16 protein-coding genes are annotated in these 14053 nt (G+C 41.9%); all 16 read left to right on the plus strand.

Annotated features, from left to right (window positions below; genetic code table 11):
* The first annotated feature begins 91 nt into the window (after positions 1-91).
* The 16 genes from fapR (at position 92) to rplS (ending at position 13982) form a co-directional block, all read left to right on the plus strand.
* A complete protein-coding gene (gene fapR, locus MHH61_RS16945; RefSeq protein ID WP_024424199.1) occupies positions 92-658 on the plus strand; it encodes a transcription factor FapR in 567 nt (188 codons plus the stop codon).
* A 15-nt stretch (positions 659-673) separates the two neighbouring features.
* On the plus strand, positions 674-1672 hold the full coding sequence (plsX, locus tag MHH61_RS16950) for a phosphate acyltransferase PlsX (protein WP_024426965.1): 999 nt from the start codon (positions 674-676) through the stop codon (positions 1670-1672).
* 16 nt (positions 1673-1688) lie between these two features.
* Positions 1689-2633 (plus strand): ACP S-malonyltransferase, encoded by a 945-nt coding sequence (gene fabD, locus MHH61_RS16955; RefSeq protein WP_125586811.1) that lies wholly within the window; start codon positions 1689-1691, stop codon positions 2631-2633.
* A complete protein-coding gene (gene fabG, locus MHH61_RS16960) occupies positions 2633-3376 on the plus strand; it encodes a 3-oxoacyl-[acyl-carrier-protein] reductase (RefSeq protein WP_025092570.1) in 744 nt (247 codons plus the stop codon). The genes fabD and fabG overlap by 1 nt, the downstream gene beginning before the upstream one ends.
* A gap of 81 nt (positions 3377-3457) precedes the next feature.
* Complete coding sequence (acpP, locus tag MHH61_RS16965) at positions 3458-3691, plus strand: acyl carrier protein (protein WP_003212028.1); 234 nt, start codon at positions 3458-3460, stop codon at positions 3689-3691.
* Positions 3692-3872: 181 nt separating this feature from the next.
* On the plus strand, positions 3873-4616 hold the full coding sequence (gene rnc, locus MHH61_RS16970; RefSeq protein ID WP_008344850.1) for a ribonuclease III: 744 nt from the start codon (positions 3873-3875) through the stop codon (positions 4614-4616).
* A gap of 105 nt (positions 4617-4721) precedes the next feature.
* Positions 4722-8282, plus strand: coding sequence for a chromosome segregation protein SMC (gene smc, locus MHH61_RS16975; RefSeq protein ID WP_125586808.1), 3561 nt, complete (start codon positions 4722-4724; stop codon positions 8280-8282).
* A gap of 21 nt (positions 8283-8303) precedes the next feature.
* Positions 8304-9290, plus strand: a complete 987-nt coding sequence (gene ftsY, locus MHH61_RS16980) for a signal recognition particle-docking protein FtsY (RefSeq protein WP_125586806.1) — start codon at positions 8304-8306, stop codon at positions 9288-9290.
* A gap of 143 nt (positions 9291-9433) precedes the next feature.
* Complete coding sequence (locus MHH61_RS16985) at positions 9434-9766, plus strand: putative DNA-binding protein (RefSeq protein WP_012009935.1); 333 nt, start codon at positions 9434-9436, stop codon at positions 9764-9766.
* A gap of 13 nt (positions 9767-9779) precedes the next feature.
* Positions 9780-11120: a signal recognition particle protein gene (gene ffh, locus MHH61_RS16990; RefSeq protein ID WP_024426967.1), complete on the plus strand. Its 1341-nt coding sequence runs from the start codon at positions 9780-9782 to the stop codon at positions 11118-11120.
* Positions 11121-11225: 105 nt separating this feature from the next.
* Complete coding sequence (gene rpsP, locus MHH61_RS16995) at positions 11226-11498, plus strand: 30S ribosomal protein S16 (protein ID WP_008344841.1); 273 nt, start codon at positions 11226-11228, stop codon at positions 11496-11498.
* Positions 11498-11743, plus strand: coding sequence for a KH domain-containing protein (locus MHH61_RS17000; RefSeq protein ID WP_024424192.1), 246 nt, complete (start codon positions 11498-11500; stop codon positions 11741-11743). Before rpsP ends, MHH61_RS17000 begins: the two co-directional genes overlap by 1 nt.
* Before the next feature lie 103 nt (positions 11744-11846).
* Positions 11847-12233, plus strand: coding sequence for a YlqD family protein (locus MHH61_RS17005; protein WP_024426968.1), 387 nt, complete (start codon positions 11847-11849; stop codon positions 12231-12233).
* Between the two features lie 8 nt (positions 12234-12241).
* Positions 12242-12766 (plus strand): ribosome maturation factor RimM, encoded by a 525-nt coding sequence (gene rimM / locus MHH61_RS17010; protein WP_024424190.1) that lies wholly within the window; start codon positions 12242-12244, stop codon positions 12764-12766.
* The gene (gene trmD, locus MHH61_RS17015) at positions 12763-13497 is read left to right on the plus strand and encodes a tRNA (guanosine(37)-N1)-methyltransferase TrmD (RefSeq protein ID WP_024426969.1); all 735 of its coding nucleotides are present in this window, start codon (positions 12763-12765) and stop codon (positions 13495-13497) included. The genes rimM and trmD overlap by 4 nt, the downstream gene beginning before the upstream one ends.
* A 137-nt stretch (positions 13498-13634) precedes the next feature.
* Positions 13635-13982 (plus strand): 50S ribosomal protein L19, encoded by a 348-nt coding sequence (gene rplS / locus MHH61_RS17020; RefSeq protein ID WP_008354510.1) that lies wholly within the window; start codon positions 13635-13637, stop codon positions 13980-13982.
* Positions 13983-14053: the final 71 nt, after the last annotated feature.

Genomic DNA, 14053 nt, shown 5'->3' on the forward strand with positions numbered 1-14053 from the left:
TTGTCTTTTTGAAACAAGGATTGATTTATCATCTATGAGATTATATACTACTATTAGTACCTAGTCATAAATGTACGGATGGTGTCTGCATATGAAACTAAATAAAAAAGAACGTCAAAAGCTTCTCCAGCAAACGATCAGCTCGACTCCATTCATTACTGATGAAGAATTGGCAAGTAAATTCGGTGTCAGCATACAAACGGTTCGTCTTGATCGTTTAGAGCTGTCGATCCCTGAATTACGCGAAAGAATTAAGCATGTGGCCGAAAAGACATTAGAGGATGAAGTAAAGTCACTTCCACTGGATGAAGTGATTGGAGAAATGATTGATGTAGAGCTTGATGATCAAGCTATTTCCATTTTAGAAGTGAGAAAAGAGCATGTATTCAGCCGAAACCAAATTGCCAGGGGACATCATCTCTTCGCCCAGGCAAATTCGCTGGCAGTTGCCGTCATTGACGATGAACTGGCTTTGACAGCAAAAGCGAATATCAGGTTTACAAGGCAGGTGAAACAAGGCGAAAGAGTCGTCTCTAAAGCCAAAGTAGCCTCACATGATAAAGAAAAAGGAAGAACCGTAGTTGAAGTAAACAGCTATGTTGGTGAGGAAGTTGTCTTCTCAGGTGACTTCGTCATGTATCGCTCAAAACAAAAGTAAAAGGTGGCACGTAATATGAGAATTGCAGTCGATGCAATGGGGGGAGATCATGCCCCTAAAGCCATTATTGACGGTGTGCAAAAAAGCTTAACAGCATTTTCAGATATCGAGATTACACTTGTCGGCGATGAAAACAAAATCAAACCATACATAACAAACAACGACCGCATCACGATTTTAGATGCAAAAGAAGTCATTGAACCGACAGATGAACCAGTGCGTGCAGTCAGACGTAAAAAGGATTCATCTATGGTGAAAATGGCGCAGGAAGTGTCTGAAGGACGAGCAGATGCCTGCATCTCAGCAGGAAATACTGGCGCCCTCATGACAGCGGGACTGTTTATCGTAGGCAGAATTGACGGTATTGACAGACCAGCCCTTGCCCCAACTTTGCCAACACTGGATGGCAGCGGCTTCTTATTACTAGATGTTGGTGCCAACGTTGATGCTAAACCAGAGCATCTCGTGCAATATGCCATGATGGGATCCATCTACGCAGAGCGTGTTTTCCCAAAGAGCAATCCGCGTGTTGGACTGTTAAATGTAGGAACAGAAGATAAAAAAGGCAACGATTTAACGAAAAAAACCTTTGAATTATTAAAAGCTTCCGACTTGAATTTCGTAGGAAATGTAGAGTCCCGTGACTTATTAGAAGGTGTTGCTGACGTTGTTGTCACAGATGGTTTCACAGGAAATATTGCGCTTAAAACAATTGAAGGCACAGCCCTTTCTGTTTTTAAAATGCTGAAAGAAACTTTAACATCAAGCTTCACAGCAAAAATAGCAGCAGGCATGATGAAGCCGAAATTGATGCAGATGAAATCTAAAATGGATTACTCCGAATATGGCGGTGCCGCTTTATTTGGTTTAAAGGCACCTGTTATTAAAGCGCACGGCTCTTCTGATGAAAATGCCATTTTCCATGCAATTCGTCAGGCGCGTGATATCGTAGAAAAAGACGTTTCAGCCATCATTCATCAAGAAGTCCAAAAAGAAACGACGAAAGAGTCTTAATTGGAGGTAAAGCAGCATGACTAAAATTGCATTTTTATTCCCTGGCCAAGGCTCTCAAAAAATTGGCATGGGAAAAGATTTATTTGACCAAGAAGCAGTATCTAAAGCTGTTTTTGAAGAAGCAGACAATACCCTCGGGTTTGACTTATCTTCTATGATTTTTGAAGGGGATGCAGAAGAACTGACGCTCACCTTTAACGCGCAGCCAGCTCTTTTAACGACAAGTATCGCCATCTTAAAGAAATTTGAAGAGAGCGGAATCAAAGCAGATTATGCAGCAGGACACAGTCTTGGTGAATACACTGCCCTCGTTGCAGCAGGCGCACTTTCGTTTAAAGATGCTGTTTATGCAGTCAGAAAGCGCGGAGAATTAATGAATGAAGTTGTTCCAGCAGGAGAAGGCGCCATGGCAGCAATTCTTGGCTTAGACAAAGCGGCACTTGAAGAAGTGACAAAAGAAGTGACAGAGAGCGGTCACCTTGTAGAGCTCGCTAACTTAAACTGTCCTGGTCAAATCGTGATCTCTGGTACAGCCAAAGGAGTAGAACTTGCTTCAGAGAAAGCGAAAGAAAAAGGCGCAAAACGTGCAATTGCCCTTGAAGTAAGCGGACCTTTCCATTCTGCATTAATGAAACCAGCCGCTGAAAAATTTACAGATGTTTTGTCAAAGCTGGATATTGCGGATGCCAAAACTCCGGTCATCTCAAACGTAACAGCAGACATCGTGACTTCTCGTGATGAAATTGAGACAAAGCTCATTGAACAACTGTATTCTCCAGTTCGTTTTGAAGAAAGTGTGGAACGTCTTATTGATTTAGGCGTCACAACATTTATTGAAATTGGTCCTGGCAAAGTGCTTTCAGGTCTTGTGAAAAAAGTGAATCGCCGCCTGACGACGATTTCCGTTTCAGATCAAGAAACAATTGAAGCAGCCATTCAAACACTCAAGGGGGATTCTTGATGCTTACAAATAAAACAGCCGTTGTAACAGGAGCATCACGCGGGATTGGCCGTTCCATCGCGATCGATTTAGCGAAAAGTGGTGCAAATGTTGTCGTGAACTATTCTGGAAACGAAGCAAAAGCAAATGAAGTCGTAGATGAAATCAAAGCACTCGGCCAGCAGGCATTTGCTGTGAAAGCTGATGTCTCAAATGCTGAAGAAGTACAATCCATGATGAAACAAGCAATTGATACCTTTGGTTCAATTGACATTCTTGTGAATAATGCAGGGATCACAAAGGACAATCTGCTCATGAGAATGAAAGAGAATGAATGGGATGATGTCATTAACATAAACTTAAAAGGTGTCTTTAACTGTACAAAAGCCGTGACACGTCAAATGATGAAGCAAAGAAGCGGAAGAATCATCAATTTGGCTTCAGTCGTTGGTGTATGTGGAAACCCTGGACAAGCAAACTATGTTGCAGCAAAAGCTGGTGTCATCGGATTAACGAAAACAACAGCAAAAGAGCTGGCAACCCGTCATATTACTGTTAATGCAGTGGCACCAGGCTTTATTTCAACAGATATGACAGACAAGCTTGATGAAAATGTACAAACGGAAATGCTCAAGCAAATTCCGCTCGCACGCTTTGGTGCACCTGAAGATATTAGCAACGTCGTTGTCTTTTTAGCTTCAGAAGGAGCAGGTTATATTACAGGCCAGACCATCCAAGTAGATGGCGGAATGGTCATGTCCTAAGAAATATCAAAATTTCATTAGGTTTTCTCTAGTTTTTTAAAAACAATTCAACTATAATACTTTGAGGGGAGGTGAAAGGCAATGGCAGACGTATTAGAGCGTGTATCAAAAATTATTGTAGACCGCCTTGGCGTTGATGAGGCTGACGTGAAAATGGAAGCTTCATTTAAAGAAGATTTAGGCGCTGATTCCCTTGATGTAGTTGAGCTAGTTATGGAACTTGAAGATGAGTTCGATATGGAAATTTCTGACGAAGATGCTGAAAAAATTGCAACAGTCGGTGACGCTGTGAACTACATAAATAGCCAGCAATAAGCGTAACAAAGTCCCGTCTACTTTCGACGGGACTTTGAAAATTTATGTTAGTTTCAACACATTCAGCTGATCAATTGTCAGCCTTTTTCAGATGCTGGGAGCACTGTTTCCCTGCATGTAGAAAGAGAGACTCCATATAATCAGTATCCTTAAAGGCGATTACGCCTACCTGGAGGTTGCTATGCCAAAACAATATAAAGACAAACAGAAACAGAGCAAAAAACTAGAGCAATTTAGAGAATTCCAGCAGCGCATTTCTGTACACTTTAAAAATGAAAAGCTTCTATATCAAGCCTTTACCCATTCCTCTTATGTGAATGAACACCGGAAAAAACCATACGAGGACAATGAAAGACTTGAATTTTTAGGAGATGCTGTTTTAGAATTGACCATCTCTCAATTCTTATTTGCAAAATATCCAGCGATGAGCGAGGGAGATTTAACGAAACTAAGAGCGGCGATCGTATGTGAACCGTCACTTGTATCACTAGCACATGAGCTGTCCTTCGGAGACCTTGTTCTTTTAGGAAAAGGCGAAGAAATGACAGGCGGTAGAAAACGCCCAGCACTCTTAGCGGACGTATTCGAGGCGTTTATCGGCGCACTTTATTTAGATCAGGGGCTGGAGCCAGTTGAACGCTTCCTAGAAGCGTACGTTTATCCGAAAATTAATGATGGAGCGTTCTCGCACGTCATGGACTTTAAAAGCCAGCTGCAAGAATTTGTGCAGCGCGATGGAAAAGGTGTGCTTGAATACCGTATCCTGCATGAAAAAGGGCCTGCACATAACCGGGAATTTGAAGCAAATGTATCCCTTCGAGGTGAAGTGCTCGGAATTGGAAATGGACGCTCTAAAAAAGAAGCAGAACAGCACGCTGCACAGGAAGCACTTGCTAAATTGCAGAAACATCATATGAACCAATAAAATCCCCCTCGTTATTCAGGGGGATTTCACTCTGTTTTCCATCATCTTTTTTCACTTCATATGGTAAGATGATAGTACTTTAAATACATAAGGAGGATCACTCTCATGTTCCTCAAACGTTTAGACGTGATAGGATTCAAATCATTTGCACAGCGAGTGACCGTGGACTTTGTTAAAGGGGTCACAGCTGTTGTTGGACCAAACGGAAGCGGCAAAAGTAATATTACCGATGCCATCCGCTGGGTACTTGGAGAACAATCAGCGAAAAGCCTCCGCGGAGGAAAAATGGAAGATATCATTTTTGCAGGAAGTGACTCAAGAAAAAGAGTCAATCTAGCAGAGGTGACTTTAACGTTAGATAACGAAGATCATTTTTTACCGATCGATTTTCATGAAGTCAGTGTGACAAGAAGGGTTTATCGTTCAGGCGAAAGTGAATTTCTCATAAACAATCAATCTGTCCGCTTAAAGGATATTATTGATCTTTTCATGGATTCAGGTCTTGGAAAGGAAGCTTTTTCAATCATCAGCCAAGGAAAGGTAGAGGAAATTCTATCAAGCAAGGCAGAAGAGAGAAGAAGTATTTTTGAAGAAGCGGCTGGCGTTTTAAAATATAAAACAAGGAAGAAAAAAGCCGAGAATAAACTGTTTGAAACGCAGGACAACTTAAACCGAGTAGAAGATATTCTGCATGAACTAGAAGATCAAGTAGAACCATTAAGAATGCAAGCATCCATTGCAAAGGACTATTTGCAAAAAAAAGAAGAGCTTGAAAATGTCGAAATTGCCCTAACTGTCCATGACATCGAAGCACTTCATGAAAAATGGACAACACTTGGTGAAGCAGTCGAGCGCTTCAAACAAGATGAAATGAAGCAGTCTACAGATATCCAAGCAAAAGAAGCCAAAATTGAAGAGTCGAGAGACCGCATTCAAGCGCTTGACGAATCAATTAATGACCTGCAAGAAGTTCTTCTTTTCACAAGTGAAGAATTAGAAAAGCTTGAAGGAAAAAAAGAAGTGCTAAAAGAACGGAAAAAAAATGCGGCCGCAAACCAAGGACAGCTTGAAGAAACGCTCGTTCGCTTAACTGAAAAGCAGTCGCTGTTAACCGAAAAGATTGAGCAGCAGAAAATCACGCGGGACAGCCTGCAAAAAGAAGTGCACCAGCTAAAAGATGAAGTGAAAACAAAGCAGCATCAACTGTCGCTTCATAGTGAAGATGTGGAAGGTCAAATTGAACAGCTGAAAAGCGATTATTTTGATCTGCTCAATGAACAGGCTTCCATTCGAAATGAACGTAAATTACTAGAAGAACAGCAGCGCCAGGCGGCGATTCAGCTAGAGCGGCTGACGCAAAATAACCAAAAACATATCGAAGAACGAGTGTCTGTTAAAGAAAAGAAAACAGAAGCTGAGCAGCAGCTTTCAGCACTGGAAGAAGACATTCTGGCTCAAGTCAAACGCTTTAGAGAAGCAGAACAAAAGCTTGAGCAAATGAGACGTCAATACGAGAAAAAAGAAACGGCTCTTTACCAAGCCTATCAATACGTACAGCAGGCAAAATCCAAAAAAGAAATGCTTGAATCCATGCAGGAAGACTTCTCAGGCTTTTTCCAAGGAGTGAAAGAGGTCTTAAAGGCAAAAGAACGGTTAGGCGGTATTCATGGTGCCATTGCAGAGCTGATTCAAACGGATCAGCAGTATGAGACAGCGATTGAAATTGCGCTGGGTGCAGCCACGCAGCACGTCGTTACAGAAAATGAAGCAGCTGCGAGACAAGCGATTGGATACTTAAAGCAGCACTCCTTTGGACGTGCAACCTTCCTGCCAATGAACGTGATCAAAGACAGAACCATTCAGCTCAGAGATGTTCAAACAGCAGAGCAGCATGCTGCATTTATCGGTGTAGCGAGTCACCTCGTTTCCTTTGACGAAAAGTATCAAAAGGTGATTCAGAACTTGCTTGGAACTGTGCTGATCGTTAGAGACTTAAAAGGCGCCAATGAACTGGCGAAAATGCTTGGACATCGTTACCGCATTGTGACCCTTGATGGAGATGTCGTAAACCCCGGCGGTTCAATGACTGGTGGCGGCGTAAAGAAAAAGAACAACTCTCTTCTTTCAAGAAACCGGGAGATCGAAACGTTAACAAAGCAGCTCGTTGAAATGGAAGAGAAAACAACGATCCTTGAAAAAGAAACAAAAGAAACGAAGCAACTAATCGGAGTAAACGAAAGCCAATTAAACGAACTGCGTCAGCGCGGCGAAACGCTTCGTGAAAAGCAGCAAGATCTCAAAGGAAAGCTATACGAACTGCAAGTTGCAGAAAAAAATATCAATGCTCATCTTGAACTCTATGATCAAGAAAAAGAAGAGTTGCAGCAGCGTTCTACTGAACTCGCGGATAAGGACAAAAAGCAGGTCGCTCTAGAAGCCTCTATAGGTGAAAAATTGACGGCTCTTGATCAAGAGATCAATACATTAACAAAGCGTAAGCAGACGCAAAGCTCAACGAAGGAAACCATTTCAGCTGAATTAACAGAGCTGAAAATCTCGCTTGCCAAAAAAGAGCAGTCCTTAGCGAATGAACAAGAAAAGCTTTCGAGCTTAATGGCTGAATTAGAAGAAGCTGAACAGACACTGATGGAAACAAAAGAAGATCTGTCACTCTTAACAAGTGAAATGTCATCTAGTTCAAGCGGAGCCGAACAGCTGGAAGAAGCGGCGAAAGAGAAGCTGGAAAACAAAAACAAAACAACCGCCCTCATTTCAGAGCGTCGTAAGCAGCGTCTCGCTCTTTCTGAAACATTAGAATTTGCTGAACGTGAGCTTAAAGAACAAAAACGTTTGTATAAGCAGCTCACCACAAGCTTAAAAGATGAAGAGATTAAGCTTGGCCGTATGGAAGTCGAGCTCGATAACCTGATCGCTTATTTGAACGATGAATATGCTCTTTCATTTGAAGGAGCAAAAGAGATGTATCAATTGACGTTATCGCCAGATGAAGCAAGAAAACGAGTGAAGCTGATCAAACTAGCCATTGAAGAGCTTGGAACAGTAAACTTAGGCAGCATTGACGAGTATGAACGTGTGAATGAACGCTATCTCTTCTTAACAGAACAGCGAAATGATCTGACAGAAGCGAAAAATACATTATTCCAAGTCATCGAAGAAATGGATCAAGAGATGACAAAGCGTTTCTCTGAGACATTCTCTCAAATCCGCGGTCACTTTGAATCTGTTTTCCAAGCATTATTTGGCGGTGGAAGAGCAGATCTTAAGCTGACAGATCCAAATGATTTACTCAACTCTGGCGTTGATATTGTCGCGCAGCCGCCAGGGAAAAAACTGCAAAACTTAAGCCTTCTTTCAGGCGGAGAGAGAGCCTTAACAGCGATCGCTTTACTATTCTCTATTTTAAAAGTGAGACCTGTTCCATTCTGCGTGTTAGATGAGGTAGAAGCGGCACTTGATGAAGCAAATGTTTTCCGTTTTGCGCAATATTTAAAGAAATACAGCCAGGAAACACAGTTCATTGTCATTACGCACCGCAAGGGAACAATGGAAGAAGCCGATGTGCTCTACGGCGTGACCATGCAGGAATCAGGTGTTTCTAAGCTTGTATCTGTCAAACTAGAAGAAACGAAAGAGCTTGTCCAGTAATTAAAGGAGGTTTTTGAACCAATGAGCTTTTTTAAGAAATTAAAAGAAAAATTTACGCAGCGAACCGATTCAGTATCAGAAAAGTTTAAAGATGGACTCGAAAAAACGAGAAACTCCTTCCAAGGAAAAGTAAATGAACTGATTTCCCGCTATCGCAAAGTCGACGAAGACTTTTTTGAAGAGCTGGAAGAGGTTCTGATCGGCGCTGATGTCGGTTTCACAACTGTGATGGAACTGATTGATGAGCTGAAAAAAGAAGTGAAATTAAGAAACATTCAAGACCCAAGCGAAGTACAAGCGGTCATTTCTGAAAAACTGGTTGATATCTACAATAGCGGAGAGGAACAAATCTCTGCACTGAACATTGAAGACGGGCGTTTGAATATCATTTTATTTGTAGGCGTCAACGGTGTTGGAAAAACAACGACGATCGGCAAGCTTGCAAACAAGCTGAAAAATGAAGGGAAATCCGTCATTTTAGCAGCAGGTGATACGTTCCGTGCTGGTGCCATCGAGCAGCTTGAAGTGTGGGGAGAGCGTTCAGGTGTTCCTGTCGTCAAACAAACAGCAGGCTCTGATCCAGCAGCGGTGATCTATGATGCCGTTCAATCAGCAAAAGCGAAAAATGCGGATGTCCTCATCTGCGATACAGCAGGAAGACTTCAAAACAAAGTCAACTTGATGAAAGAGCTGGAGAAAGTCAAGAGAGTCATTGAGCGCGAGGTTCCAGATGCACCTCATGAAGTATTGCTCGCTCTTGATGCGACAACGGGTCAAAACGCCATGGCACAAGCCAAGGAATTTTCTAAAGCGACAAATGTGACAGGGATTGCTTTAACAAAGCTTGACGGTACTGCAAAAGGCGGAATTGTTCTTGCGATTCGAAATGAGCTGAACATCCCTGTAAAGCTTGTCGGTTTAGGTGAAAAGGTGGACGATCTGCAAGAGTTTGATGCAGAATCGTATGTGTATGGATTATTCTCAGACGTGATTGATCAACAAGACTAACAAAAAAATGCCGGCGAAACTGCTGGCATTTTTATTTATACGCCGCTTCATGAAGTGACAAGATAAAAACTTGACACACAGAAGAGAACCGTGTAAACTTAGTTGATGTAAAGGGAATGAACTTAACAAAGGGGAGAGAGCCCATGACGCTTGAAAAAACAACGAGAATGAACTACTTGTTTGACTTCTATCAATCGTTGTTGACCGCAAAGCAAAAGAGCTACATGTCGCTTTACTACCTAGACGATTTTTCCCTCGGTGAAATTGCGGATGAATATGAAGTATCAAGGCAGGCTGTTTATGATAATATTAAACGGACTGAAGCGATGCTTGAACAATATGAAGAAAAGCTGCTCTTGTTTAAGAAATTTAAAGAGCGTAAAGAACTTCTCAAAAAAATGAGAGAGCTTGTAGCTGATTCTGCGCAAACAGAAGAAGCAGAAGCTTTAATTGAATCGCTTGAGAAATTAGATTAGGAGGCGGCACAGTATGGCATTTGAAGGATTAGCCGACCGACTGCAGCAGACGATTTCAAAAATCCGCGGCAAAGGAAAAGTGTCAGAGCAAGATGTAAAAGAAATGATGCGCGAGGTACGCCTTGCCCTTCTTGAAGCTGACGTCAATTTTAAAGTAGTCAAAGACTTTGTGAAAAAAGTAAGTGAGCGGGCAGTTGGACAAGAGGTCATGAAAAGCCTTACCCCTGGACAGCAGGTCATTAAAGTTGTAAAAGAAGAACTCACTGAATTAATGGGCGGAGAAGAGAGTAAGATCGCTGTAGCGAAAAAATCTCCGACCGTCATTATGATGGTTGGTCTTCAAGGGGCAGGTAAAACAACCACAACTGGGAAGCTTGCCAATTTACTTCGCAAAAAACATAATCGCAAGCCGATGATGGTAGCTGCTGATATTTACAGACCAGCAGCGATCCAGCAGCTTCAAACGCTCGGGAAACAGCTTGATATGCCGGTGTTTTCATTAGGTGATCAAGTCAGCCCTGTCGAAATTGCCAAACAGGCAATTGAAAAAGCGAAAGAAGAACACCATGATTATGTCATTTTAGATACAGCAGGACGTCTTCATATCGATGAAGAATTAATGGATGAACTTCAGAAAGTAAAAGAAGTAGCGAATCCAGAAGAAATTTTCCTAGTTGTTGACTCTATGACAGGTCAAGATGCGGTCAATGTCGCAAAAAGCTTTAATGAACAGCTTGGTTTAACAGGTGTCGTTCTCACAAAACTAGATGGTGATACAAGAGGCGGTGCAGCACTTTCTATTCGAGCTGTCACCAATACGCCGATTAAATTCGCTGCACTAGGAGAAAAGCTTGACGCAATTGAACCATTCCATCCAGAGCGGATGGCATCAAGAATTCTTGGCATGGGAGATGTGCTCACGCTGATTGAAAAAGCACAGGCAAACGTCGACCAAGATAAAGCGAAAGAGCTTGAGCAAAAAATGCGGACAATGAGCTTCACGCTCGATGATTTCCTCGAGCAGCTTGGCCAAGTTCGGAATATGGGTCCACTTGATGAACTGATCCAAATGATGCCGGGAGCCGGTAAAATGAAAGGGCTCAAAAACGTCCAAGTGGACGAAAAGCAGCTCAATCACATCGAAGCGATCATTAAATCAATGACGACTCAGGAAAAAGAACAGCCAGAGGTCATCAATGCAAGCCGCAGAAAACGGATTGCAAAAGGAAGCGGAACATCTGTACAGGAAGTCAATCGCCTTTTAAAGCAATTTGATGAAATGAAAAAGATGATGAAGCAAATGACCAACATGTCCAAAGGAAAGAAAAAGGGCTTTAAATTACCATTTATGTAATTGGTTATACATGATAAAACCGTTGTTAAGAAAAAACACTTTACAAACCCTTTTATCATTGTTAATATACTATCTTGTTGAAATATTTTCGGAGGTGCTAGTAAAATGGCAGTAAAAATTCGTTTAAAACGTATGGGAGCAAAAAAATCTCCTTTCTATCGTATTGTTGTAGCAGATTCTCGTTCACCACGTGACGGTCGTTTCATCGAAACAGTTGGAACTTACAACCCAGTGGTATCACCAGCTGAGGTGAAAATCAACGAAGAATTAGCGCTTAAATGGCTTCAAAATGGTGCGAAACCATCTGATACAGTTCGCAACCTTTTCTCAAGCCAAGGAATTCTTGAAAAATTTCATAATGCGAAAAACAGCAAATAATGAATGAGCTGTCCTTGGAAGAATTGATTGTGTCCATCGTCGAGCCACTTGTTGATTTCCCTGAAGATATTCACGTATCTTCATTAGAAAAAGATGAGCAGGTGATTTACACACTGTCTGTCAATGCTGAAGATACCGGAAAAGTGATCGGAAAGCAGGGACGTACAGCAAAAGCGATACGAACAGTCATTTTTGCAGCAAGTGCAGAGTCTTCTAAGAAAGTTCAACTTGAGATTGCTGACTAAAAAGGGAGAGGGCTTAGGACCTCCCCTTTTTTTACACGTTTAAATCTATTTTTCGTTATACTGTAGAGGACAAATGCCTTCGGATAGGGGGACAAAAAGGAAGATGCAGATCATTCAACATGTCACCGTGATGCAAGTATTAACTGAAAGCAGTAAGGACAAACTGTTAACGACTTTTTTGGAGAAAAAAGAAAGACTAGAACGTGAATGCAATCAACTATATTTTCAACTAAAAAAACATGAAAAAGAACCACATCAGCAAGAAGCCATCCCTCAATTTCAAAAAGCGATCGATAAAAGGCAAGAGAAGATCCGGCAAATTGATTTTCAAGTAGAGCAGCTGGATATTTTGCCACTTGGAAGTGAAATGAAAGAAACAGAAGTGGATGCATTGGTTGAAGTAAAAATAGGTGATAAATGGGATGACAAGATGCAAGATAATGTCATCGTCGTGAAAGACGGCACCATTGTGGAAATACGTCAGGGGTGATTGAGAACATGGAGCTAGAATGGTTGAATGTTGGAAAGATCGTCAATACACACGGAGTGCGCGGAGAAGTACGCGTCGTGTCAAAGACGGATTTCCCAGAAGAGCGCTACAAAAAGGGAAGCGTCCTCTATATTTTTAAGCAAGGTCAAAGCGAGCCGCTGAAAGTGACTGTCGCATCACATCGCCAGCACAAACAGTTTGATTTGCTCACATTTGAAGAAATCAACTCATTAAATGAAGCAGAGCATTTGAAAGAATCAATCTTAAAGGTAGAAAAAGAACATCTTGGGTCATTAGACGAAGGAGAATTTTATTTCCACCAAATCATTGGCTGTGAAGTATACGATGAAGAGGACAAGCTGATCGGCCAAATCAAAGAAATCCTTACGCCAGGGGCAAATGATGTGTGGGTGGTTGGAAGAAAAGGCAAAAAAGATGCCCTCATTCCATATATACCATCTGTCGTCAAAAAGATCGATATCTCATCCAAAACCGTACACATTGAAGTGATGGAAGGACTTATTGACGAATGAAAATCGATTTCTTAACCCTTTTTCCTGAAATGTTCGAAGGTGTGCTTCACTCATCGATCTTAAAAAAAGCACAGGAGAAAGAAGCTGTCTCATTTCAAGTCGTCAATTTTAGAGAGTATTCGGATCATAAGCATAAAACAGTGGATGACTATCCGTATGGCGGCGGTGCTGGTATGGTACTGAAAGCGCAGCCCGTATTTGATGCGGTAGAAGATTTAACGAAAAAAGCAAGCACGGAACCCCGAATCATTCTTGTCTGTCCTCAAGGGGAAAGATATACACAAAAGAAAGCAGAAGAACTTGCAAAAGAAGAGCATCTTATGTTCATTTGCGGCCACTATGAAGGCTACGATGAGCGCATCAGGGAGCATCTTGTCACAGATGAGATCTCAATCGGAGATTTCGTCCTCACAGGCGGAGAGCTGCCAGCGATGATGATTGCAGACAGTGTGGTCAGGCTTTTGCCTCATGTGCTTGGAAAAGAAGCGTCTCACATCGAAGATTCATTCAGTACAGGTCTGCTTGAGCACCCGCACTATACAAGGCCAGCTGATTATAAAGGACTAAAAGTGCCGGACGTGCTTCTCTCTGGAAATCATGCCAAAATTGAAGAGTGGCGGCGCAAAGAATCCTTGAAGCGAACCTATACAAGAAGACCAGATTTGATCGATTCTTGCAAAACATTAACGGATGAAGAAAAAAGATGGCTTTGGCAGCTTCATAATGACTAGATTGTATTGCACACGGCATAGAGGTATGGTATGATACTACTTGTGACTTGGACGGCTTGCTGATCCAAGTTTGAAAACGATGTTCCGCTGCAATGAAGAAAGAGGACATGAGCATCTGTTGGAAGGAGTTGAAAACGATGCAACATTTGATTGAAGAAATCACAAAAGAACAATTACGCACTGATCTTCCTGCGTTCCGTCCTGGTGACACTTTACGTGTACACGTTAAAGTTGTCGAGGGTACTCGTGAGCGTATCCAGATCTTTGAAGGTGTTGTAATTAAGCGTCGTGGTGGTGGAATCAGCGAAACTTTCACAGTTCGTAAGATCTCTTACGGTGTAGGCGTTGAGCGTACATTCCCTGTACACACACCAAAAATCGCTAAGATCGAAGTTGTACGTCACGGTAAGGTACGTCGTGCGAAACTTTACTACCTACGTGAACTTCGCGGTAAAGCGGCTCGTATCAAAGAAATCAGACGATAATGATATCAAAGGAAAGAGCTTGTTACCTGTAACAGGCTCTTTTTTTGTACAATGTATAAAGATAATGGTAC

The organism is Bacillus sp. FSL K6-3154 (genome assembly GCF_040869395.1).
GTDB classification, from domain to species: Bacteria; Bacillota; Bacilli; order Bacillales; family Bacillaceae; genus Bacillus; species Bacillus safensis.

What these genes read in the sequence shown, in the direction of transcription:
- fapR (WP_024424199.1), top strand. Translation starts at nt 92, where the DNA reads ATGAAACTAAATAAAAAAGAACGTCAAAAGCTTCTCCAGCAAACGATC.
- plsX (WP_024426965.1), top strand. Translation starts at nt 674, where the DNA reads ATGAGAATTGCAGTCGATGCAATGGGGGGAGATCATGCCCCTAAAGCC.
- fabD (WP_125586811.1), top strand. Translation starts at nt 1,689, where the DNA reads ATGACTAAAATTGCATTTTTATTCCCTGGCCAAGGCTCTCAAAAAATT.
- fabG (WP_025092570.1), top strand. Translation starts at nt 2,633, where the DNA reads ATGCTTACAAATAAAACAGCCGTTGTAACAGGAGCATCACGCGGGATT.
- acpP (WP_003212028.1), top strand. Translation starts at nt 3,458, where the DNA reads ATGGCAGACGTATTAGAGCGTGTATCAAAAATTATTGTAGACCGCCTT.
- rnc (WP_008344850.1), top strand. Translation starts at nt 3,873, where the DNA reads ATGCCAAAACAATATAAAGACAAACAGAAACAGAGCAAAAAACTAGAG.
- smc (WP_125586808.1), top strand. Translation starts at nt 4,722, where the DNA reads ATGTTCCTCAAACGTTTAGACGTGATAGGATTCAAATCATTTGCACAG.
- ftsY (WP_125586806.1), top strand. Translation starts at nt 8,304, where the DNA reads ATGAGCTTTTTTAAGAAATTAAAAGAAAAATTTACGCAGCGAACCGAT.
- MHH61_RS16985 (WP_012009935.1), top strand. Translation starts at nt 9,434, where the DNA reads ATGACGCTTGAAAAAACAACGAGAATGAACTACTTGTTTGACTTCTAT.
- ffh (WP_024426967.1), top strand. Translation starts at nt 9,780, where the DNA reads ATGGCATTTGAAGGATTAGCCGACCGACTGCAGCAGACGATTTCAAAA.
- rpsP (WP_008344841.1), top strand. Translation starts at nt 11,226, where the DNA reads ATGGCAGTAAAAATTCGTTTAAAACGTATGGGAGCAAAAAAATCTCCT.
- MHH61_RS17000 (WP_024424192.1), top strand. Translation starts at nt 11,498, where the DNA reads ATGAATGAGCTGTCCTTGGAAGAATTGATTGTGTCCATCGTCGAGCCA.
- MHH61_RS17005 (WP_024426968.1), top strand. Translation starts at nt 11,847, where the DNA reads ATGCAGATCATTCAACATGTCACCGTGATGCAAGTATTAACTGAAAGC.
- rimM (WP_024424190.1), top strand. Translation starts at nt 12,242, where the DNA reads ATGGAGCTAGAATGGTTGAATGTTGGAAAGATCGTCAATACACACGGA.
- trmD (WP_024426969.1), top strand. Translation starts at nt 12,763, where the DNA reads ATGAAAATCGATTTCTTAACCCTTTTTCCTGAAATGTTCGAAGGTGTG.
- rplS (WP_008354510.1), top strand. Translation starts at nt 13,635, where the DNA reads ATGCAACATTTGATTGAAGAAATCACAAAAGAACAATTACGCACTGAT.